Source organism: Acidovorax sp. GW835-FHT14G06 (assembly GCF_058793595.1).
In genome coordinates this window covers 382,630-403,578 of the sequence record NZ_JBXAGA010000001.1, presented here as the reverse complement: position 1 = coordinate 403,578, position 20,949 = coordinate 382,630, and the positions used below count along the sequence as shown (strand labels likewise).

The 20,949-nt window shown below is 65.8% G+C and carries 16 protein-coding genes; 8 read left to right on the top strand and 8 right to left on the bottom strand.

The annotated features are described in order from the left end of the window. Positions 1-11: 11 nt before the first annotated feature. The 5 genes from AC1Q64_RS01775 to AC1Q64_RS01755 all read right to left on the bottom strand — a co-directional run bounded on the left by AC1Q64_RS01775 (position 12) and on the right by AC1Q64_RS01755 (position 4,605). Positions 12-2,543, bottom strand: a complete 2,532-nt coding sequence (locus AC1Q64_RS01775) for a cation-translocating P-type ATPase (protein WP_492250241.1) — start codon at positions 2,541-2,543, stop codon at positions 12-14. Between the two features lie 113 nt (positions 2,544-2,656). Then, positions 2,657-2,821, bottom strand: a complete 165-nt coding sequence (locus AC1Q64_RS01770) for a rubredoxin (protein WP_492250240.1) — start codon at positions 2,819-2,821, stop codon at positions 2,657-2,659. Positions 2,822-2,853: 32 nt separating this feature from the next. Next, positions 2,854-3,621 (bottom strand): cytochrome b/b6 domain-containing protein, encoded by a 768-nt coding sequence (locus AC1Q64_RS01765; RefSeq protein WP_492250239.1) that lies wholly within the window; start codon positions 3,619-3,621, stop codon positions 2,854-2,856. Positions 3,622-3,665: 44 nt separating this feature from the next. Next, positions 3,666-4,190 (bottom strand): diheme cytochrome c, encoded by a 525-nt coding sequence (locus AC1Q64_RS01760; RefSeq protein WP_492250238.1) that lies wholly within the window; start codon positions 4,188-4,190, stop codon positions 3,666-3,668. A gap of 10 nt (positions 4,191-4,200) precedes the next feature. Then, entirely contained in the window at positions 4,201-4,605 is a 405-nt protein-coding gene (locus AC1Q64_RS01755; protein WP_291438178.1) for a DUF1924 domain-containing protein, read from the bottom strand. A gap of 115 nt (positions 4,606-4,720) precedes the next feature. Here AC1Q64_RS01755 and AC1Q64_RS01750 point away from each other — a divergent pair, with 115 nt between their 5' ends. Genes AC1Q64_RS01750 through AC1Q64_RS01740 form a run of 3 tightly spaced genes read left to right on the top strand, consistent with a single transcriptional unit; the run spans position 4,721 to position 7,252 of the window. Next, positions 4,721-5,107 carry a PepSY domain-containing protein gene (locus tag AC1Q64_RS01750; protein WP_492250237.1) on the top strand — a complete coding sequence of 129 codons (387 nt, stop codon included), beginning with the start codon at positions 4,721-4,723 and terminating at the stop codon, positions 5,105-5,107. A 22-nt stretch (positions 5,108-5,129) separates the two neighbouring features. Next, positions 5,130-5,813 (top strand): response regulator, encoded by a 684-nt coding sequence (locus tag AC1Q64_RS01745; protein WP_291438180.1) that lies wholly within the window; start codon positions 5,130-5,132, stop codon positions 5,811-5,813. Next, positions 5,810-7,252 carry a sensor histidine kinase gene (locus tag AC1Q64_RS01740; RefSeq protein WP_492250236.1) on the top strand — a complete coding sequence of 481 codons (1,443 nt, stop codon included), beginning with the start codon at positions 5,810-5,812 and terminating at the stop codon, positions 7,250-7,252. Before AC1Q64_RS01745 ends, AC1Q64_RS01740 begins: the two co-directional genes overlap by 4 nt. A gap of 155 nt (positions 7,253-7,407) precedes the next feature. On the opposite strand, the gene AC1Q64_RS01735 is transcribed toward AC1Q64_RS01740, so the two are convergent. Both AC1Q64_RS01735 and AC1Q64_RS01730 read right to left on the bottom strand, forming a co-directional pair. Then, positions 7,408-9,777: a DUF1631 family protein gene (locus AC1Q64_RS01735; protein ID WP_492250235.1), complete on the bottom strand. Its 2,370-nt coding sequence runs from the start codon at positions 9,775-9,777 to the stop codon at positions 7,408-7,410. 97 nt (positions 9,778-9,874) lie between these two features. After that, the gene (locus AC1Q64_RS01730; RefSeq protein WP_492250234.1) at positions 9,875-11,956 is read right to left on the bottom strand and encodes a sodium-translocating pyrophosphatase; all 2,082 of its coding nucleotides are present in this window, start codon (positions 11,954-11,956) and stop codon (positions 9,875-9,877) included. A gap of 256 nt (positions 11,957-12,212) precedes the next feature. Between AC1Q64_RS01730 and ppa the strand changes: the two genes are divergently transcribed. Together ppa and AC1Q64_RS01720 are read left to right on the top strand one after the other, a co-directional pair. Beyond that, positions 12,213-12,749, top strand: a complete 537-nt coding sequence (gene ppa / locus AC1Q64_RS01725) for an inorganic diphosphatase (RefSeq protein WP_056067328.1) — start codon at positions 12,213-12,215, stop codon at positions 12,747-12,749. 204 nt (positions 12,750-12,953) lie between these two features. Next, positions 12,954-14,786, top strand: coding sequence for a methyl-accepting chemotaxis protein (locus AC1Q64_RS01720; RefSeq protein ID WP_492250233.1), 1,833 nt, complete (start codon positions 12,954-12,956; stop codon positions 14,784-14,786). Between the two features lie 197 nt (positions 14,787-14,983). Here the strand turns inward: AC1Q64_RS01720 and AC1Q64_RS01715 are convergent, their stop codons facing one another. Then, positions 14,984-15,793 (bottom strand): esterase/lipase family protein, encoded by an 810-nt coding sequence (locus AC1Q64_RS01715; RefSeq protein ID WP_492250232.1) that lies wholly within the window; start codon positions 15,791-15,793, stop codon positions 14,984-14,986. Between the two features lie 273 nt (positions 15,794-16,066). Here AC1Q64_RS01715 and AC1Q64_RS01710 point away from each other — a divergent pair, with 273 nt between their 5' ends. From AC1Q64_RS01710 to AC1Q64_RS01700, 3 genes are all read left to right on the top strand, one after another. Beyond that, the gene (locus AC1Q64_RS01710; RefSeq protein WP_492250231.1) at positions 16,067-16,606 is read left to right on the top strand and encodes a chemotaxis protein CheW; all 540 of its coding nucleotides are present in this window, start codon (positions 16,067-16,069) and stop codon (positions 16,604-16,606) included. 43 nt (positions 16,607-16,649) lie between these two features. Then, a complete protein-coding gene (locus tag AC1Q64_RS01705; RefSeq protein ID WP_492250230.1) occupies positions 16,650-18,446 on the top strand; it encodes a methyl-accepting chemotaxis protein in 1,797 nt (598 codons plus the stop codon). 601 nt (positions 18,447-19,047) lie between these two features. Then, positions 19,048-20,841, top strand: coding sequence for a methyl-accepting chemotaxis protein (locus tag AC1Q64_RS01700; protein ID WP_492250229.1), 1,794 nt, complete (start codon positions 19,048-19,050; stop codon positions 20,839-20,841). Positions 20,842-20,949: the final 108 nt, after the last annotated feature.

Below are 20,949 nucleotides of genomic sequence, written 5' to 3'. Positions count from 1 at the left end.
GGCGGGGGGGATTAGGCGAGAGAAGTATGGCGCGCCAGTGTGGCTGGCTGCAGCCACCGCTTGTTGGCCGTAAACACTACCGTGAGCAGCAGCCCGGCCAGCACGGCCATGAACCAGTGCAGGGGCGATAGCGGCACAAACCTGAAGGCGTTGGCCAGCCACGGCACGGTGGTGATGGCCGTCAGCGCGGCCAGCGTGCCGCCCGCCACCCACAGGCTGACCGGGGTGAGTCCCTTCCACAGGCTGCGCCACACCGTCTGGCTGCTGCGGCTGGGCAGGATGAGCGCGGCGTTGGCTGCCACCAGCACCACAAACGCGGCCGTGCTGGCGGTGGCGGCATGTGCGGGCTGGCTCAGCAGCCAGGCATACAGGCCCACCACGGCAGCGGTCACCACGCTGCCCTGCAGAACGCTCAGCAGGATGTGGCGGGCGGACAGCAGGGGTTCGTCGGCCGCGCGCGGCGGCTGCTGCATGAGGTCGGCAGCACCTTCTTCGGCCTCGAACACGATGGAGCAGGCCGGGTCGATGACCAGCTCCAGAAACGCGATGTGCAGCGGCGCCAGCACCAGCGGCAGCCCGAACAGCACCGGCAGCAGCGCCAGCCCAATGATGGGCACGTGCACCGCCAGCGTGTAGACCATGGCCTGGCGCAGGTTGGCAAAGGTCTGCCGCCCCCGGTGAATCGCCAACACGATGGCTGCGAAATCGTCGTGCAGCAACACCAGGGCTGCAGCCTCGCGCGCCACGTCGGTGCCGCGCTGTCCCATGGCGATACCGATGTGAGCGGCCTTGAGGGCGGGGGCGTCGTTCACGCCGTCACCGGTCATGGCCACCACCTCGCCCTGGGCCTTGAGGGCTTCCACCAGCGCCAGCTTCTGGTGTGGCTTGATGCGCGCAAACACGCTGACCTGCCGGACCTGGTCGGCCAGCACCTGCGGTGGCATGTGGGCCAGCTCGTCGCCGGTGATCACGCGGTCGTTGGCGATGCCCGTCTGGGCTGCAATGGCGCGCGCGGTGCGCGGGTGGTCGCCTGTGATCATCACCACGCGAATGCCCGCCTGGCGGCACTGTGCAACGGCCTGGGGCACCTCGGGGCGCAGTGGGTCGGCCAGGGCCACCAGGCCCAGCCATTCAAAGTCAAAGTCGTGCTGGGCGTCGGGCCAGGTGTCTTGTGTGTGGTGCCGTGCCTTGGCCACGCCCAGCACCCGCAGGCCGCGGTCGGCCAGGCGCGCGGCCTGGGCGCTGACAGCGGCGCGTTCTGCGTCGGGCAGGTGGCACAGGTCGGCCACGGCTTCGGGCGCACCCTTGGTGGCCACGGTGTCGTGCGCCGAGGTGCCGTCGCGCCACAGGTGGCTCATGGCCAGTAGCTGGGGCGACAGCTCGTATTCGCGCGCCAGCGACCATGCGGGGTGCAGGTGCTCGGTGTCCACCAGGTGGTCCGCCGCCATGCGGTGGAAGGCCTGCTCCATGGGGTCGTGCGGTTCGATCTCGCTGGCCAGCACGGCGTATTCGAGCAGTTCGTGGAAGGCATCGGGTAGCGCGCTGCCATCCGCTGCGGCTGGCAGGTTCTGCACATCGAGCTCCTGGCCTGCAATGCAGAGCGCCGCAACCGCCATGCGGTTTTGGGTGAGGGTGCCGGTCTTGTCCACGCACAGCACAGTGGTCTGGCCCAGCGTCTCGATGGCGTTGAGCCGCCGCGTGAGCACCTGCTGCGCCGCCAGCCGCCGCGCGGCCAGTGCCAGGAAGATGATCATGATCACGGGCAGTTCTTGCGGCAAGATGCCCATGGCCAGCGTAATGCCCGCCAGCACAGCCTGCAACCAGTCGCCGCGCAGCGCCCAGAACAGCGCCACCAGCAGCACACACAGCGACAGGCCAATGAGCACCAGCTTGTGCGTGAGCCGTGCCATCTCTTCGCGCAGCGGCGACGCCTGCAGTGCAATGGTGTCGAGCGACTGGCCTATGCGGCCCAGCTCGGTGTGGCGCCCCACGGCAGTCACCTGCAGCAGACCCTGGCCGCTGGCCACCAGCGTGCCCGCAAACACCTTGTCGGCAGGTTGTTTGGCCACGGGCTCGGATTCGCCGGTCAGCATCGACTCGTTGGCGGCCAGCTCGTGCGCCTGCAGCAGCGTGCCGTCGGCCGGGATGCGGTCGCCTTCGGCAATCATCAGCAGGTCTTCGCGCACCACATCGCGGCCTGCAATGCGCACCAGGGTGCCGCCGCGCAATGCCAGGGCGCGGGGGCTGGAGAGGTCGCGAAGGGCATTCAGCGCGTTGTCGGTGCGGCGCTCCTGCAGCACCGTGATCGCCATGATGATGACCACAAAGCCGAGCAGGATCAGCGCCTCGTGCGCGTCACCCATGGCGAGGTAGATGGCGCCTGCGCCCAGCAACAGCAGGAACATGGGCTCGGTCACCACGTCCCAGGCCATGTCGCGCAGCGTGCGGCGCTGGCTGATACCCAGTTCGTTGGGGCCTTCTTCGCGCAGGCGCTGGGCGGCTAGGGCCGGGTCGAGGCCGGTGGGGGAGTCGGTAGTGGGCATGTGGGACGTGAGGCTTGCGTTGCAATTAGGGTCGCAACGGTGTAACGGTTATACCGCGCGCTGGTGTCTGCATCCCTGACGGAGCGCAGTGCGCCGCACTCCATCTGCCTTCATCACACTTCGCACATCACAAAGTCTGCCTTGCCGACATTGCATTCGGGGCAGCGCCAGTCGGCGGGCACATTGGCCCAGAGGGTGCCGGGTGCGATCCCGTGGTCGGGCAGGCCAGCAGCCTCGTCGTAGATCCAGCCGCAAACGGCACACATGTAGATTTTCATGGGGTGTTTCCTTTCTTTTCGGTGGCTATGTCTCAATCGTCATCGTGGTGCCGTTGGCGTTCGGTCGATGTGCTGCTGGAAACCCAGCCGCTGGGCGACTGTTGCCACTGCCAGGCACCAAATGCCAGGGCTGCGATCAGCAGCAGGGCGGCGAGCCAGGTGCGATTCTTCGGGACCAGGTCAGGCCCTTTGCCCTCTACGCGGCCGGTGAGCATCGGCAGTGCCTGGTTCTTGCGGCGTAGCACGCTCAGGCCTGCAATCAGCGCAATGTGGGCCAACACCACAAACAGCAGGGCGTTGCCGAAGAACTCATGCACTTCTTCCATCGCTTCGCCCATCCAGTTGCCACCCAGCGCAGCGCCCCAGTCGTTGTACGTGGCATAGCCGCTGAGCGTGAGAGGCACCACCAGCGCCAGCAGCAAAACGATGGCCAGCGCCATCAGTAGGTTCTGGCCCTGGCGCCAGTTGATCTGCATGACCGACGAGGCCTGGGGCAGGGCACGCAGCCATGCGGGTGTCCCCGCCAGCTTGCGCCACAGCAGGCCCAGGCCCGAGGTGCGCGGCCCGAAGATGCCGTACAGCAAGCGAAAGCCCAGCAGCCCCGCCATGGTGTAGCCCAGCGTGACATGCAGCAGCCGCCAGTGCTCGCTATCAGCCGTGGCGTAGGCGCCCACAAAGCACAGTGCAAACAGCCAGTGAAACATGCGCGTGGGCGCATCGGTCACCCGGCGGCTGGGGGCACTGGCAGGGGCTGGCTGCGCCGTGGTGCTGACAGGGTTTATGGAAGGGGTGTTGTTCATCGTTTTCTCCTTATGGGGACGCCAAAGGTTTCTGTCTGTAGCGGTCAGTCGTTCCACGCACGGCGCGATCGGGCATCGAGCCCCGCCGGCATGCGCAGGTTGTGTTCGTCAAACTGTCCCTGGTCTGCGCCTGTGTGGCAGGCCGCGCAGTTGGCAGCGCTTTTCACGCTGGCGAGCTTCCAGGTGGCGGGTTCGATCTTTCGGTGCTTGCGTTCAAACCAGGCCGAGCGGGTAATGCGGTCCTCAGGGGGCTCCTCGTTCACGCGCTTGTAGGTGCCTGCGTGGGCCTGCAGCCACTGGTTGAGCTGGCGCACGGTGGCCGCGTCCAGCGAAGCGTCGGTGCCGTAGTGCTTGTCCAGGCCCGTCATTACGCGGTTCCACGATGCTGCGGGCAGCAGGCCGGGCGGGTAGGCGGTGTGGCAAGCGGCGCACTCCTGGGTGTAGGCGCTGGGCACGTTGCGGGGCATGGCGCGCCCGCCGTCTGCATGGGCGCTGGAGAGCGACAGCAGGGTCAGCACGCACACAGCGGCGGCCAGGGCTGCTGGGCGGAGGGGGGCAGGTTTTTTCATGGTGTGGGTCTCAGGGCTTGAGCGCGTTGAGGTAAGCCAGCACATCCGCCTTCTCGACGGCCGTGCATTCGCGGCTCAGCACGTCGTTACAGTTGCGGCGGAACCACTTGTCCACCTTGGCGGTGTCGGTGAAGGCCTTGGGGTTGAAGGCCGGAGCCAGGGGCGCGATCGACTTGCCGGTGCTGGCATGTTTGCCCTGCGCGGTGGGCGGCGTGCCGTGGCAGGATGCGCAAGACCATTCGCCGCCATGGCGCGTGGTGAAGAACACCTTGCCTTTGTCGGCGTTGCCTGGGCTCCCGGCCTGAGCGCTCCAGTGGGCGAGCTGTTGGGCGGCGGTGGTGTCAGCAGCGTGGCTGATGCTGGTGGCTGCAAGTGCACAGAGCGCCGCCAGAGTCAGGGTGCGAAGGGAAGTCATGCTGTGGTCCTTGTGGGTTTCATCGCTTGTGCAGTCATTGTTGAAATCCCCACCTGAACGGCGCGTGAAAGGGTTGTTCATCGGCTGTTCAGATATCGCGCGGGACAATGCGCTCATGTTTTTCTCCTTCCTCCCTGTTGCTGCGGGCCTCCATACCCAGCGCTGGCGCCTGGCTGCCTGTGTGCTGTGCGCTGCAGCGCTGGCCGTGCCACCCGCCGGGGCCAGCGGCAAGGACGACCACGACCGCGCGCGGCAGGCGGTGCAGGGGGGCCAGGTGTTGCCACTGCCCACGGTGCTGGAGCGTCTGATGCGCGAGGTACCGGGCCAGGTGCTCGAAGTGGAGCTGGAGCCGGAGCGCGATCGCTGGATTTACGAGATCAAGCTGCTGACGCCTGCAGGGCAGTTGACCAAGGTCAAGCTCGATGCGCGAACGGCCGAGGTGCTGCGCGTACAGCCACGCGAATCGCGCGAAGATCTGCAACGACGCCAAGACAATCGCTGACACCCTTCCGATCAAGCCCCCCATGCGCATCCTGCTGGTAGAAGACGACACGCTGTTGCGCGCCCAGTTGCGCACCGCGCTGCAGGGCGCGGGTTACACCGTGGACGAGGCCGACAACGGGCGCGACGCGCAGTTTCTGGGCGAGACAGAGGCGGTGGATGCCGTGGTGCTGGACCTGGGCCTGCCGGTGGTGGACGGGCTCACGGTGCTCAAGCGCTGGCGGGCCGAGGGGCGCAACATGCCGGTGCTGATCCTCACCGCGCGCGACAACTGGCACGAAAAGGTCGCTGGCATCGATGCCGGTGCCGACGATTACCTGACCAAGCCTTTTCACCTCGAAGAACTGCTGGCGCGACTTCGCGCATTGATCCGCCGCGCCAGCGGGCAAGCGTCGGCCGTGCTGCAGTGTGGCGACTGGTCGCTGGACACCCGCAGTGGCCGCGTCACCTGTGCGGGCCAGCCGGTGGCGCTCACGGCGCATGAGTACAAGGTGCTTGACTACCTCATGCACCGGCCCGGCGTGCTGGTGTCTCGCGCCGAGCTGACCGAACACATCTATGCGCAGGACTTTGACCGCGACTCCAACACCATTGAGGTGTTTGTGGGGCGTCTGCGCAAGAAGCTGTCGTCCCTCGCACCCTCCTCGTCGGCTTCAGCCCGCATCGAAACCGTGCGTGGCATGGGCTACCGCCTGGTGCCGCCATGAACCGGCAAGGCCTGCCGCCTGCCGCGCCCTTGCACTGGTCCCGGTCCTTGCGACTGCGGCTGCTGGCCTTGACGCTGGCAGGGGTGGCTGTGGCCATGGTGCTGGCCGGGCTGGTGTTGAGCGGGTTGTTTCGCGAGCATGTGCAGCAGCAGTTTCAAGCAGCGCTGCAGCTGCAGCTGGACCAGATCACCGCGCGGCTGGAGTTCGATGCCCAGGGGCAGCCGGTGATCGCTGCCGAGGCGTTGTCTGACCCGCGCTGGCTCAAGCCTTACTCGGGCCTGTATTGGCAGGTGGACGCCATGGCGCCTGACGGGCGGGGGCGGGCCGGTGTGCTGCGCTCGCGCTCGTTGTGGGACACCAGCCTGGCGCTACAGGTGGATGCGTTGGCCGATGGCGCCGTGCATGTGCACGAGGTGGTGGGCCCGCAGGGTGCGCCTTTGCTGGTGCTGGAGCGCACGGTGCGGGCCGAGGGCGTGAATGCGGCGCGCTGGCGCCTGATTGTGGCCGCCGACCTGCAGGCCACGCAGGCGGCCACTGCGCGGTTCACGGGGGGGCTGGCGCTGTCGCTCGCGGTGCTGTTGGTGCTGCTGGCCGCCGCTGCCTGGGCGCAGGTGGCGGTGGGGCTCAAGCCCCTGGAGGCGCTGCAGCGTGCGGTGCAAGATGTGCAAGAAGCGCGGGCTTCGCAATTGCAAGGCAGCTTCCCTGCTGAAGTGCAGCCGCTGGTCGACGACTTCAACGCCGTGCTGCGCCGCCACGGCGAAGTGGTGGAGCGCGCACGCACCCAGGCGGGCAACCTGGCGCATGCGCTCAAGACACCCCTTGCGGTGCTGGAGAACGCGGCCCGCGCGCGGCCGCCCACCGATGGCCAGGAGCTGGCGGCGCTGGTGCGCGAGCAGGTTTTGGTGGCGCGCAGGCACATCGACTGGCACCTGGCGCGGTCGCGGGTGGCCGCTTCTGCGCACTTGCCTGGGCAGCGCACTGCGCTGCAGCCGGCGCTGGAAGGCCTGGTGCGCGTGATGAACAAGGTGCATGCGGACCGGGTGCTGGACATCAGCATCGCGCCGCCGCAGGTACCGCTGTTTTTTGCGGGTGAGGCGCAGGACCTGCAGGAAATGCTGGGCAACCTGCTGGACAACGCCTGCAAATGGGCCCGGTCTGCGGTACGGCTGCAGGCGCAGGAGCTGTCCCCCGAAGTGGATGCCACGCAGCGCCAGCTGGTGGTCACTGTAGAGGACGACGGCCCCGGTATTGATGCCGCGCAACGTGCGCAAGCGCTGGAACGCGGCGTGCGCCTAGACGAAACAGTGCCCGGCACGGGCCTGGGCCTGGCCATCGTGCAGGACCTGGCGGCGTTGTATGGGGGGCGGCTGGATCTGGAGCCTGCGGGCCTTGGCGGTTTGCGCGCGTCGCTCACACTGCCTGCCGCAAGTTCTGGTTGAGCCACTGTGGCTCGCGCGACACCCGTAAAAAAGCCCGCCAAAGCGGGCTAAGGCCCTGACAAATTCCCCTGAATCCTGCAAAGCCTTGGAGTGATGGAAACAGGTTATCACCGTCAGCGGTGTTTGACTACTCCTGTTGTGCAGGCTGTGTGCCGTCAGCGCCTGCTTTCCACGCTGTTGTGCATCGCTACCTGAGCCACTGCATCCAGGGCGTTGTCCACTACGGTGTGCTCGGCCAGCACCTGCAAGGCACCTTGCTGCAGCAGCCGGTCCAGCAGCCGCAGGGTCATTGACTGAGTACGACCAGCGGCGCTGGTAAACAGGAACAGGTTGCCGTGCGAGCCGATCCAGGACAGCTGTGTGCGCTCCCACTGGCCCGCCACCTGCAGATTGACCCAGGTGCCCACCGTGATGGTGGAGGCGGGCGGCGGCAGGGGCGCAGCGCTGCTGGGGGCAGCCTCGGGGGCCGTGCCTGTGTCTTCGCTCTCGGGCGATTGCGAGATATCGATATAGCCGGACTCCCTCGCTTCGGAGGGCGCAACCCAGGGGTCGTCCTCTTCAAGGGGGGCTGGTTGTTGCGGCTCCGCAGCGCGGGGCGCAAAAGTCGCTGCGGCTGCAGGGGCTGGCGCAGCCACCCTGGGCCCCGGTTTGAAGGCCTGCTGGTGCAGTTGCATCAACAGCTCAAAAACAGCCTCCGTGCGGTCGGCGGGATAGTCGATGGACGCCAGGCCTTCGCGCAGTTTGGCCAGCAGCTTGGGCAGCAGGCGGGCCAGCTGGCCCGTGTTGGCGCGCGTCAGCTCGGGCTGCACGCTCCAGATCAGGGCGTCCACCAGTTCCTGGTAGCGGCCAGGGTCGGTCGTCCCCGACTTGTCCGACAGGCGCGCCTCGGCCATGACCTGGGCCCAAGCGCCCAGCAAAAAGCGCGATATGGCGTCTGGCACCTTGCCGATGTCGGGCAGCAGCCAAATCTCGCGCGATATCTGCGCAGCCAGCAGGTGGCGCTGCTCTGCATGCTGCAGGGCCTCTATGGCACGCAAACGCTCCTGCTTGAGAGCCTGGTCCTTCTCGTCCCATTTGGCGTGCAGCTGCTGCAGGACTTGCTCAAAGTCATCGGCGCTGTCGATGGTGGCGGTGGCCAGCGGCCCGGCAATGTGCATGAGTGACCGCATGAAGCTCTGGAAGCCGGGGGCTTCGGGGCTGTTGAAGGCCTGGCTGCGGTCGGTGATGTCCTGTAGCAGGCGGCGCGCGGCATGCTCCTTGTGGCTGAAAAAGCGGGGATCGGCCAGTGCCAGCTGCATCAGCGCAGGCTCCAGCGCGCGGATGAACTGCTGCACCGGCCACAGCAGCCGGGTGTCGCGCGCGATGTTGTCCACCATCAGCGCCACCACCTCCATGCTCAAGGTCTGGCCCAGGCCCTGCACCTGCTGCCGCTGCGCGGCTGCAGGGGTGCCGTCTGTGCCGCTGCCTGCTGGCGCACGCGGTGTGCCCAGGCGCTCCATCATCTGGCCGACCTGGTTCATCTCCTGCAGCGCCTCGAAGGCTGCAGGCACCGTTATCGCGAAATCCGTGGCCGGTGGGTCTATCTGCGGCAGGCGCTCCGCCGGGTGCTCAAACTCGCGTGCGAACCGGTCGGCGAACGATTCCTGGGGGGCGTCGGATACGGCGTGCATGCCCGCAGGTGCATGTGCCTCGTTGAACTCGCCCAGCAGCAGGCGGCGCAGGCGGTCCAGCGTTAGCAACGGATCGCCCGTGCTGGTGGAGGACACGCACAAGTCGTTGTCGGCTGCAAAACCGGGGGACGCCCCGGCGTCGGCCGGCGCCACATAGACCACTTCACCCGTGGCCTGCCGCATGGCATAGCCCACAGGCTTCACACCACTTTGCTTGAGCTGGTCGATTTGCGCCAGGTACAGGCTGCGTAGTTCGGTGCCCAATGCCTGGGCCATCAACCCCACCCAGTCGTGGCGCACCTGGGGCGTGACCTGCATCTGCGACACCACGGATTGCAGAGCCTGCAAGAAGACGTCGGGGCGCAGCGGGTTGTGCTCAGGCTGCACCCGGGACAGCCCCTGGGCCGCGCACACCAGCGCGTCCAAGTCAGCCAGCGGCCCCTCCACCGCAGAGATCAGTACCTGCCGTGCACGGGCGCGCTCCACGCTGTCGTTGATCTGCGCCTCGTCCATCAGCTCAAGGTCGTCAAAGTGCACGGTGAACAGGGACCGTGTGGGCTTGTCTTCGCCCTGTGCGGTGTCCTGGTCCAGCGCCTTGCGCAGTGCGTCGGTATAGCGCTCTGCCATCACCGATGCCAGCCGCACCAGTTGCTGCCGTGCCTCCTGCATCGCATGGTGCTCGCCGGGGGTGCGGGCACTGTCCAGGCGCGCCTGCAGGGACACGCGCGTGGCCTCGATGACGCGCTCCACCACAGGCCGGGCCTGGGCCAGCGCGATCTGGACGATGCGCTGCTGGGGCGCAGCGGAGCTGTCGGTCGGGTTCGCGGCGGGCAGGGTGGTGTGTGTCAAGGACATCTTCAGTGGAGCGCGGTACCAGTGGCAGCTGTATTGGATGCGATGTTACGCGTCAAAAAGGGGCCAGAGGCCCCTTTTTGACGATGGTGGGGCGGGTTCACCCGCCGTGGAACTTGACCACCAGGGGCACGATGAGCAGCGCCACGATGTTGATGATCTTGATCAGCGGGTTGATGGCCGGGCCGGCCGTGTCCTTGTAGGGGTCGCCCACGGTGTCGCCGGTTACCGCGGCCTTGTGCGCCTCGCTGCCCTTGCCGCCGTGGTGGCCGTCTTCGATGTACTTCTTGGCGTTGTCCCAGGCACCGCCGCCGGTGCACATGCTGATGGCCACGAAGAGGCCGGTGACGATGGTGCCCATCAGCAAACCGCCCAGCGCCTTGGGCCCCAGGGCCAGGCCCACCACGATGGGCACCACCACGGGCAGCAGGCTGGGGATCACCATCTCCTTGATGGCGGCGGTGGTCAGCATGTCCACGGCCTTGCCGTATTCGGGCTTGGCCGTGCCTTCCATGATGCCTGGGATGTCGCGGAACTGGCGGCGCACCTCCACCACCACCGCGCCGGCCGCGCGGCCCACGGCCTCCATGGCCATGGCGCCGAACAGGTAGGGGATCAGCCCACCGATGAACAGGCCGACGATGACCAGCGGGTCCGACAGGTCGAAGCTGATGGCCTTGCCGTAGCTCTCCAGCTTGTGGGTGTAATCGGCAAACAGCACCAGTGCAGCCAGGCCTGCCGAGCCGATGGCGTAGCCCTTGGTCACGGCCTTGGTGGTGTTGCCCACGGCGTCCAGCGGGTCGGTGATGTCGCGCACGCTGCTGGGCAGCTCGGCCATTTCAGCAATGCCGCCCGCGTTGTCGGTGATGGGGCCATACGCATCCAGCGCCACCACAATGCCCGCCATGCTCAGCATCGACGTGGCTGCCACCGCAATGCCGTACAGGCCAGCCAGACCGTAGGACACGATGATGGCCGTGCACACAAACACCACGGGCCATGCCGTGGAACGCATCGACACGCCCAGGCCCGCAATGATGTTGGTGCCGTGGCCGGTGGTGGACGCCTGGGCAATGTGCTGCACGGGCGAGTACTGCGTGCCGGTGTAGAACTCGGTGATCCAGACCAGCGCGGCCGTCAGCACGAGGCCGGTGGCGCAGGCGCCAAACAGCCGCAGCTGGGTGCCCGTGGCCGTGACAGCGTTGTCCGGCATGATCCACAGCGTGACGAAATAGAAGGCGATGAGCGACAGCACGCCCGCGATCGCCAGACCCTTGTACAGTGCGGGCATCACGTTCTTCATGCCGGGCGTTGCCTTGACGAAGAAGCAGCCAATGATGGATGCGACGATGGACACCGCTCCCAGCGCCAGCGGGTACACCACCGCATTGACCTGGGCCGTGGCCACCATCAGGGCGCCCAGCACCATGGTGGCGATCAGCGTCACCGCATAGGTCTCGAACAGGTCGGCCGCCATGCCTGCGCAGTCGCCCACGTTGTCGCCCACGTTGTCGGCAATCACGGCCGGGTTGCGCGGGTCGTCCTCAGGGATACCGGCCTCCACCTTGCCCACCAGGTCGGCACCCACATCGGCGCCCTTGGTGAAGATGCCGCCACCGAGGCGCGCAAAGATCGAGATCAGCGACGAGCCAAATGCAAAGCCGATCAGCGGGTTGAGCAGCGTGGCCAGATGGGTGGTGGGCGTGTGGTTACCGTTGCCCGCCAGGAACCAGTAAAAGCCCGTGACACCGAGCAGACCCAAGCCCACCACCAGCATGCCGGTGATGGCACCGCCACGAAACGCCACATCCAGCGCCGGGCCAATGCCGTGGGTGGCTGCCTGGGCGGTGCGCACATTGGCGCGCACCGACACATTCATGCCGATGAAGCCGCAGGCGCCAGAGAGCACGGCGCCCACCACAAAACCAATCGCCGTGGTGCCGTCCAGAAACACGCCAATGAGCACCGCCAGCACCACGCCCACGATGGCAATGGTCTTGTACTGGCGGGCGAGGTAGGCGGCGGCGCCGGCCTGGATGGCTGCGGCAATCTCCTGCATGCGGGCGTTGCCCGGGTCTTTGGAAAGGATCCAGCCCCGGGCCCATACGCCGTAGGCCACCGCGATGAGCCCGCAAACGAGGGCGAGGATGAGAGGGGATGTCAGTGCTGAACTTGCAGCCATTCAATTCTCCTTGGTGTGTTGCACGGAGGGGGACCAACGCATCGGTGGCTTCCCCGCTGCGTTGCTTCCTCGTGCTACCCATGCGTTTCGCGCAGGAGCCGATTGGCCAACAGGCCCAATTTACAGGCAAACGCCGGTTTGCAAGCGGGCAGAAAGGGGCGTGCGCCTAAAATCAGGGTTAATCCCGACGCTTCATTGCGCTGCATCAGCGCCGAACGCCTCGCGGGTTATCGTCAACAAACCACTATCCAAAGACATGTCCCTCAACAACGTCCCCCCTGGCAAGAACGTCCCTGACAGCTTCAATGTCGTCATCGAGATCCCGATGAACGCCGATCCGATCAAGTACGAAGTGGACAAGGAATCGGGCGCCATTTTTGTGGACCGTTTCATGACCACCGCCATGCACTACCCCACTAACTACGGGTACGTGCCGCAGACGCTGTCGGGCGACGGCGACCCGGTCGATGTGCTGGTGATCACGCCTTACCCGCTGTTCCCCGGCGTGGTCGTGCCCTGTCGCCCCCTGGGCATCCTGATGATGGAAGACGAGGCGGGTGTGGATGGCAAGGTGATTGCTGTGCCCACCTCCAAGATCCTGCCCATGTACGACCACTGGAAGACCATCGACGATGTGAACGCCATGCGCCGCAACGCGATCGCCCACTTCTTCGAGCACTACAAGGACCTGGAAAAGGGCAAGTGGGTCAAGGTGCTGGGCTGGGAAGGCATCGACGCCGCCAAGAAGGAAATCACCGACGGCATCGATAGCTACAAGAAGTCGCAGGCCTGATAGGCCGGAAGCGCTGGTGTTGTTTGCACCAGCTGCTATCAAAATGAAAGCACGCCATCCGCTTGGGATGGCGTGCTTTTTTGTGGGCTGTGCCCCGGTGGGGTAGGGAAAAGCCGCGCAATGTGCGGTCAGGCCCGCTGATAGACTGCATTTGGTTACACACTCGGGGTGGTCCCGGTGTCACGAGGTACTTTGAGGTGATTCATGAAAATTTCTGATCTGCGCATCGGCGTGAAGCTGGCGGCGGGTTTCCTGGCGGTGGTGCTGCTGACCGCCTTGCTCGGCGCCATTGCGCTGGTGCAGATGTCCCGCATCCACTCCAACGCCGAGGAGATCGCCACCAACCTGCTGCCCAGCGTCACGCAAACGGGCGAGCTGCGCGTGCTGCTCAACCGCATGCGCCGTGCGGAGGCGGGCATGGTCACGGCGCGCAGCGCGGCCGAGGTCAAGGCCTTTGCCGAGCAGGTCGCAGCGCGCCACAAGGACCTGACCCGTGTGGAGGCGATCTACGAGCCGCTTATCGACATGCCCAAGGAGCGCGAGGTTTTCCAGTCCTACAAGACGCGCAAGGCGGCCTATGTGGCGTTGCAGGACAAGCTGGCGGACATTGCCAAGGGTGTGGACTTCAGCACTGCCGAGACCATGGAGCTCACGGCTGACGCGTTGAGCATGCTGTATGCGGGCGAATCGGAGTCGGCCTTTGTGGCCACCGCCGAGACTCTGGGCGAGCTGCAAAAGATCAATGCGGACGCTGCATTGCAGGCCAATGAGGAAGCGATGACAGTGTTCAATGCGGCACGCATCTGGGTGCTGGGCACCCTCGCGCTGTGCGTGGCGTTGGCGGCCGTGCTGGGCGTGGCCATTACCCGCGCTGTTACACGCCCCGCTCACCACGCCGTGTTGGCCGCCCGCGCGATTGCCGATGGCGACCTCGCGACCGAAGTGCCCCCCGGTGGCAAGGATGAAATGGGCCAGCTGCTGAATGCGCTGGGCGACATGCGGGCCAATCTGGCGCGTGTGGTGTCGGGCGTGCGCAGCAACGCCGAAGGCGTAGCGTCGGCGAGTGCACAGATAGCCTCAGGCAACAACGACCTGAGCGCACGCACAGAACAGCAAGCGTCGGCGCTGGAAGAAACGGCAGCCTCGATGGAAGAACTGGGCTCCACCGTGCGCCAGAACGCCGACAACGCCCGTGCCGCCAACCAGCTGGCCGTCAGCGCCAGCACCGTGGCCGTACAAGGCGGAGACGTAGTGGCCGAAGTGGTCGAGACCATGAAAGGCATCAACGCCAGCAGCAACAAGATTGCAGACATCATCAGCGTCATCGACGGCATCGCCTTCCAGACCAACATCCTGGCGCTCAACGCGGCGGTGGAAGCCGCCCGCGCCGGCGAACAAGGCCGGGGCTTTGCCGTGGTGGCTGGCGAAGTGCGCAGTCTGGCAGGACGCAGCGCAGAAGCCGCCAAGGAAATCAAAGCCCTCATCACCGCCAGCGTGGAACGCGTGGAACAAGGCACCGCACTGGTTGACAAAGCCGGAGCGACCATGACCGAAGTCGTCAGCGCCATCCGGCGAGTGACCGACATCATGGGAGAGATCAGCGCCGCCAGCAGCGAACAAAGCGCAGGCGTAGGCCAGGTGGGAGAAGCCGTCACCCAGATGGACCAGGCCACCCAGCAAAACGCTGCCCTGGTGGAGGAAATGGCCGCAGCTGCCAGCGCGCTGAACGCCCAGGCCGGCGAACTGGTCAACGCCGTGGCCGTGTTCAAGCTCGACGCCAGCAGCACGAACAGCAGCTACAGCCAGAACCGCCACACGGCAGCCCCCGCCCGCACCCCCATTGCAGCGCCCAGCTACAAAACCCCGGCACGCAGCAGCCTGGGCAGCAGCGCCAAGAGTGGCAGCAAACCCGCCGCCAGCCTGGCAGCGCCCAAGACCAGCAGCCCGGCCGCCTCACCCGCCGCCAAACCTGCCGCGCCCAGCCCGGCCCCGGCACCCAAGGCTGCGGGAAGCGACGACGACTGGGAAAGCTTCTGAGAAGGGCTGCGCAGGCCCCTGAGTGAAGAAATCAGCTCAAAACGGCTGCAAGCGCAGGTAGAAAATGCGCTGACAGCTATCAAAAACAAAGCAAGAAAGCACGCAGAGGGGGCTACCTTCTGCGTGCTTTTTTGTGGGTGGGCGCTTTGTGAAGGCGTGGACGGATGCGCCGCTGCTCTGGCAGGTCAGCGCGCCGGTTAGCGGTGCGGGTTGGGGTACACCAGATGCAGCCCCGGCAGCTTGGGGCGCTGGAAGGGTTGCCACACCACGCCAGGCCCATGTGGCTGGCCCAGGCGGTCGGCCACGGCCCACCAGGCACTGGGGTTCAGGCCGATGCCAAAGTGGCTGGCCACCACCTCGATGTTTTCGGTGTGCGGGTTGTGGTCGGCGGGTGCCTGGATGCTGCCGCGCCATGCCACCACGCCGTCGGTGCGGGAGTAGATGCTGGTGGTGGGCATCGGGGGCGCCTCGGGCAGGTTGTAGTTTTCGGTTTCGCGCTCGATGCTGCGGCCACTGGCGAACTGGTAGATACGCCAGGCGTTGGTGGAGGTGTGTGGCCCGGCAAACGGCGTGCCCAGGGTCACCACGCAGCGCACCAGGTCTGGCATTTCCTTGGCCAGCTCGCGGGCGTAGATGCCGCCCAGGCTCCAGCCCACCAGGCTCACCTTGTTGCCGCTGGCATGCACCGCTTGCTGTAGCTGGGCCTTGGCGTTCTCCAGCACGCCCTCGCGCGGACCCAGGTTCAGGCCCTGGCCCCAGCCGAGCGTGTTGTAGTTGCGCGATTCCAGGTAGCGGCGTAGGGGCAGGGTGGTGGCGTCACCTGCCGTGAGGCCTGGAAACACGATGACCGTGTGCCCATCCCCCAGTGGAGCGCGCTGCAACACGGGCCAGGCGGGCAGCACGGCGCCAAATTCCCAGGGGGCCCGCAGCTCCAGCGCCAGCAAGGGGAGGCTGGGCGGTGGCATGTGGTGGGGTGCGGCGGATTTGCGGTCGGAGAAGAGAGGCATCAAGTCGTCGTTCCAAAACGGGCGCCTGCCGGGCAAGGCACGCGGGTGGTGCGACGGTAGCAGTTTTTGCGCACCAAGGCGGGGCGCGAAATGGAGCAAGCTCTCCAATTGCCCCCGCCGGGACCGGGGGAGTCCCCTTCAGATTGCGGGGGGGATTGCCCGCGAATGTCATATTTTGCAACCGTGCGCTGCTATGCTTTGAATAGCTTTTGCGTTCGTTGCGTCCTGGCGCTGTTCGCACCCCTCCCGTTCCACTGCCTGAAAGCCCGCGCCATGACTGCCATTGCCGATGCCACTGCGCCTGCCGCCAACCACCCTGAGCCCCGCGCGTTGGCTGCAAGCCCTAACGCAGCCGTGCGTGAGTTCCTGACCTTTCGCCTGGGGGCGGAGGAGTACGGCATCGACATCCTGCGCGTGCAGGAGATCCGCTCGTACGAGCGGCCCACGCGCCTGGCGCAATCGCCCGACTTCATCAAGGGCGTGATCGACCTGCGCGGTCGCATCGTCCCCATCCTGGACCTGCGCGTGAAGCTGCAGTGCCCCGAGGCCAGCTACACCGACTTCACCGTGGTCATCATTCTGGACATCGGCTCCACCGTGATTGGCACGGTGGTGGATGCGGTGGCCGATGTGGTCTCGCTCACGCCCGACCTCATCAAGCCCACGCCCCAGTTCGAGCGGCAGGGCCATGTGGACCCGGCCTTTGTCACTGGCATTGCCAGCCTGGGCGAGCGCATGCTGATCGTGATGGACATCGTGGCGTTGCTGAGCAGTGACGAAATAGGGCTGGTGACAAAGGCGGCGCGCGGGTAACCTGCCATCCACCCACACAACATCAACACAGAGGAGAAGAAGGATGAATCAGCTGAAGATTTCAACCCGGCTGGCTGTGGCATTTGCTGTCATGGTGCTCTTGCTGGTCGCGCTTGGGGCGGTCAGCCTGGTCCGTTCCGCCAGCCAGCGCGCTGAGCTTAAGGACGTGATAGACATCCGCATACCTGTTACCAAAGGGCTGGGGGCTCTGGCAGATGGCGTCAACTTGCAGGCCATCCAGTATCGAAATCTGGTGATCTTCTCCAACGAATCTATAGTGAAGGCTTCACTCGATCGGGTGGTTGAAGCCAGGTCCAAGGTGTCTGATATCTACAAAGACCTGGAACGCCTGATCACCTCCGACAAAGGCAAAGAGATCCTGATGCGCATGGAGAAGCAGCGCGCTGAATTTCTGAAAGTGGGTGACCAATACCTGGCGCTGGTCAATCAAGGCCAGAAAGACGAGGCGTTGAAGCTTCTGGAGGAACAGCTGCGTCCTGTGCAGCGTGCCTATCAGGCCGTCATCCAAGAACAGGTGGAATTCCAAGCGCAAGTGACCATAGATGCGGGCCGTCGAGCAGAAGCTGAAGCGAATTCCCTGCAGCGCGATGTGCTCATCGCGGGTGCACTGGCCATCGCCATCGCCATCTTTCTGGCAATCGCCATCATCCGCTCGATCACCCGCCCTCTGGCACGGGCCGTGGAAGCGGCTGACCGTGTGGCGAGCGGCGACCTGAGCGGGCAGATCGTCGTGCAGTCCAAGGACGAAACAGGCCTCCTGCTCAGCGCCCTGCAGCGCATGCAGCAAAGCCTGGTCAACACCGTCAGCTCGGTGCGCCAGAACGCCGAAGGCGTAGCGTCGGCGAGTGCGCAGATAGCCTCAGGCAACAACGACCTGAGCGCACGCACAGAACAGCAAGCGTCGGCGCTGGAAGAAACGGCAGCCTCGATGGAAGAACTGGGCTCCACCGTGCGCCAGAACGCCGACAACGCCCGTGCCGCCAACCAGCTGGCCGTCAGCGCCAGCACCGTGGCCGTACAAGGCGGAGACGTAGTGGCCGAAGTGGTCGAGACCATGAAAGGCATCAACGCCAGCAGCAACAAGATTGCAGACATCATCAGCGTCATCGACGGCATCGCCTTCCAGACCAACATCCTGGCGCTCAACGCGGCGGTGGAAGCCGCCCGCGCCGGCGAACAAGGCCGGGGCTTTGCCGTGGTGGCTGGCGAAGTGCGCAGTCTGGCAGGACGCAGCGCAGAAGCCGCCAAGGAAATCAAAGCCCTCATCACCGCCAGCGTGGAACGCGTGGAACAAGGCACCGCACTGGTTGACAAAGCCGGAGCGACCATGACCGAAGTCGTCAGCGCCATCCGGCGAGTGACCGACATCATGGGAGAGATCAGCGCCGCCAGCAGCGAACAAAGCGCAGGCGTAGGCCAGGTGGGAGAAGCCGTCACCCAGATGGACCAGGCCACCCAGCAAAACGCTGCCCTGGTGGAGGAAATGGCCGCAGCTGCCAGCGCGCTGAACGCCCAGGCCGGCGAACTGGTCAACGCCGTGGCCGTGTTCAAGCTCGACGCCAGCAGCACGAACAGCAGCTACAGCCAGAACCGCCACACGGCAGCCCCCGCCCGCACCCCCATTGCAGCGCCCAGCTACAAAACCCCGGCACGCAGCAGCCTGGGCAGCAGCGCCAAGAGTGGCAGCAAACCCGCCGCCAGCCTGGCAGCGCCCAAGACCAGCAGCCCGGCCGCCTCACCCGCCGCCAAACCTGCCGCGCCCAGCCCGGCCCCGGCACCCAAGGCTGCGGGAAGCGACGACGACTGGGAAAGCTTCTGAGAAGGGCTGCGCAGGCCCCTGAGTGAAGAAATCAGCTCAAAACGGCTGCAAGCGCAGGTAGAAAATGCGCTGACAGCTATCAAAAACAAAGCAAGAAAGCACGCAGAGGGGGCTACCTTCTGCGTGCTTTTTTGTGGGCGGGCGCTTTGTTGGTGATGGCTGAAGGCATGCGTGGGGTGGGTCTGCCACCCGCTGGCGCGATGCTTGCTGCAGGTGCGTGATGGCGAGTTGCCGTTGTGGGCAGCGGCGCGCCAATGTCGGCTGGCGATTTGTACGCAAACGTAACGGAAAGCGCTATGCTGAGCGGGCCCGCCACGGCGCGCGGCCCGTCGGTGGGTGGACATTCCTTTTTTGGCGCCGTTCTCCACAGGAGTTCTGCAATGGACAGAGGTTTCAACGCGTCGCGCACGTGCATGGGTGGCCGCCCCATCATCACCAGCGCGAGCTGCTGTGCGCCTGCCGTGTGGTCTTCGACGCCAACCGTGGCGCCGCCCAGGCCGCACCTGAGTCTGCTGCGCGCTCTCCGTATGCCCCTTTCCAACCGCTGGTGCGCTGCCAGTCGGGCGCAGCCTGTTTGCTTGTTTCCCTCAGGAGTGTTGTCATGAACCAGTTCAAGATTTCCACCCGCCTGGCGGGTTTGCTTGCGGCCTTGTGTCTGCTGGTGTTGCTGGTGGGCGTGGCGGGGCTGTATGGCATGGGCAATTCCAATGCCGGGCTCAAGTCGGTATACGACGACCGGGTGGTGCCGCTCAAGCAGATCAAGGTGGTGGCGGACATGTATGCGGTCAACGTGGTGGACACGGCCCACAAGGTGCGTGACGGTACGCTGACACCCGCACAGGGCCTGCAGTCGGTGGCCGATGCGCGCAAGGCCATCGAGGCCAACTGGAAGGCCTATCTGGCCACCCAGCTGGTGCCGGAGGAAACGCAGTTGGTCGAGCGCTTCAAGCCGCTGCAGGCCAAGGCAGATGCGGCCACCGATGTACTGGCGGGGCACTTCAAGTCGGGCGATGTGGCAGCCCTGACTGCGTTTGCGGCCAAGGAGATGTACCCCGCCATCGACCCATTGCAGGAGGTGCTGGGCCAGCTGATGCAGGTGCAGCTGGACCGTGCCAAGGCCGAGTACGACAGTGCGGCCGCCAGCTACCAGACCATTCGTGCACTGGCGGTCACGGCCGTGGTGGCGGGGATCGTGCTGGCGGCGCTGATGGGCGGTGCCATGATCCGGCAGATTTCGCGCGCGCTGGGCGATGCGGTGCAGATCACCGACGCGGTAGCGCAGGGCGACCTGACCGTGGCGATCCACGCGCGGGGCAAGGACGAAATAGCCCAATTGCTCGGTGGCCTCGCCGCCATGCGCGACAACCTGGCGCATGTGGTGTCGGGCGTGCGCAGCAACGCGCAGGGTGTGGCGTCGGCCAGTGCCGAGATTGCGTCGGGCAACAACGACCTGTCCATCCGTACCGAGCAGCAGGCCAGTGCGCTGCAGGAAACCGCTGCGTCGATGGAGGAGCTGAGTTCCACCGTCAAGCAAAACGCCGACAACGCGCGCCAGGCCAACCAGCTGGCGATGAGCGCATCCACGGTGGCGGGGCAGGGGGGCGACGTAGTGGCCGAAGTGGTGACCACCATGAAGGGCATCAACGACAGCAGCAAGAAGATCGCCGACATCATCAGCGTGATCGACGGCATTGCCTTCCAGACCAACATCCTGGCGCTGAACGCGGCCGTGGAGGCCGCCCGTGCCGGCGAACAGGGCCGGGGCTTTGCGGTGGTGGCGGGCGAGGTGCGCAACCTGGCACAGCGCAGTGCCGAGGCAGCCAAGGAGATCAAGTCGCTCATCACCGCCAGTGTGGAACGGGTCGAGCAGGGCACCCAGCTGGTGGACAAGGCGGGCACCACCATGACCGAGGTGGTGGGCGCCATCCGCCGCGTGACCGACATCATGGGCGAGATCAGCGCCGCCAGCAGCGAGCAGAGCACGGGTGTGTCGCAGGTAGGCGAGGCGGTCACGCAGATGGACCAGGTCACCCAGCAGAACGCAGCGCTGGTCGAGGAGATGGCTGCCGCCGCCAGCAGCCTGAGCCACCAGGCCCAGGCGTTGGTGAGCGCAGTAGCGGTGTTCAAGCTCTCGGCCGACCAGGCGCGGGTCACGCCGTCCAGCGGCGCCACGGCCGCCGTGCCGCTCCCTGTGCCCCCCGCCCGCATGCACAAGACGACCAGCCACGGTGAGGCGGGCAAGGCCACCTTTGCGCTGCGATCCGCATCCACCCCCGCCCATGCAGCCAAAAAGGCCCCTGCCACCGGTACCGCCACCCCCAAGGCAGCGGGCGCTACACCCAAGGTGGCCCAGCCGGTTGCCGCAGGCGCAGAGGACGACTGGGAGAGTTTTTGACCTGTCTCAAGAAGGGGCGCCGTTTGTAAGCGCTTTGCGCCTTTTGGGGGCCTAGACTGCTTGACAGTGTGCAGAGCCGCTTTAGAGCGGCTTTGTCATTTTTGGTAC

Excerpts from the sequence above, each read along its gene's own strand:
- AC1Q64_RS01755 (WP_291438178.1), bottom strand. The coding sequence starts at position 4,605 with ATGACTTCCCTTCGCACCCTGACTCTGGCGGCGCTCTGTGCACTTGCA.
- AC1Q64_RS01760 (WP_492250238.1), bottom strand. The coding sequence starts at position 4,190 with ATGAAAAAACCTGCCCCCCTCCGCCCAGCAGCCCTGGCCGCCGCTGTG.
- AC1Q64_RS01730 (WP_492250234.1), bottom strand. The coding sequence starts at position 11,956 with ATGGCTGCAAGTTCAGCACTGACATCCCCTCTCATCCTCGCCCTCGTT.
- AC1Q64_RS01775 (WP_492250241.1), bottom strand. The coding sequence starts at position 2,543 with ATGCCCACTACCGACTCCCCCACCGGCCTCGACCCGGCCCTAGCCGCC.
- AC1Q64_RS01745 (WP_291438180.1), top strand. The coding sequence starts at position 5,130 with ATGCGCATCCTGCTGGTAGAAGACGACACGCTGTTGCGCGCCCAGTTG.
- AC1Q64_RS01720 (WP_492250233.1), top strand. The coding sequence starts at position 12,954 with ATGAAAATTTCTGATCTGCGCATCGGCGTGAAGCTGGCGGCGGGTTTC.
- ppa (WP_056067328.1), top strand. The coding sequence starts at position 12,213 with ATGTCCCTCAACAACGTCCCCCCTGGCAAGAACGTCCCTGACAGCTTC.
- AC1Q64_RS01735 (WP_492250235.1), bottom strand. The coding sequence starts at position 9,777 with ATGTCCTTGACACACACCACCCTGCCCGCCGCGAACCCGACCGACAGC.
- AC1Q64_RS01750 (WP_492250237.1), top strand. The coding sequence starts at position 4,721 with ATGTTTTTCTCCTTCCTCCCTGTTGCTGCGGGCCTCCATACCCAGCGC.
- AC1Q64_RS01770 (WP_492250240.1), bottom strand. The coding sequence starts at position 2,821 with ATGAAAATCTACATGTGTGCCGTTTGCGGCTGGATCTACGACGAGGCT.
- AC1Q64_RS01700 (WP_492250229.1), top strand. The coding sequence starts at position 19,048 with ATGAACCAGTTCAAGATTTCCACCCGCCTGGCGGGTTTGCTTGCGGCC.
- AC1Q64_RS01765 (WP_492250239.1), bottom strand. The coding sequence starts at position 3,621 with ATGAACAACACCCCTTCCATAAACCCTGTCAGCACCACGGCGCAGCCA.
- AC1Q64_RS01715 (WP_492250232.1), bottom strand. The coding sequence starts at position 15,793 with ATGCCTCTCTTCTCCGACCGCAAATCCGCCGCACCCCACCACATGCCA.
- AC1Q64_RS01710 (WP_492250231.1), top strand. The coding sequence starts at position 16,067 with ATGACTGCCATTGCCGATGCCACTGCGCCTGCCGCCAACCACCCTGAG.
- AC1Q64_RS01740 (WP_492250236.1), top strand. The coding sequence starts at position 5,810 with ATGAACCGGCAAGGCCTGCCGCCTGCCGCGCCCTTGCACTGGTCCCGG.
- AC1Q64_RS01705 (WP_492250230.1), top strand. The coding sequence starts at position 16,650 with ATGAATCAGCTGAAGATTTCAACCCGGCTGGCTGTGGCATTTGCTGTC.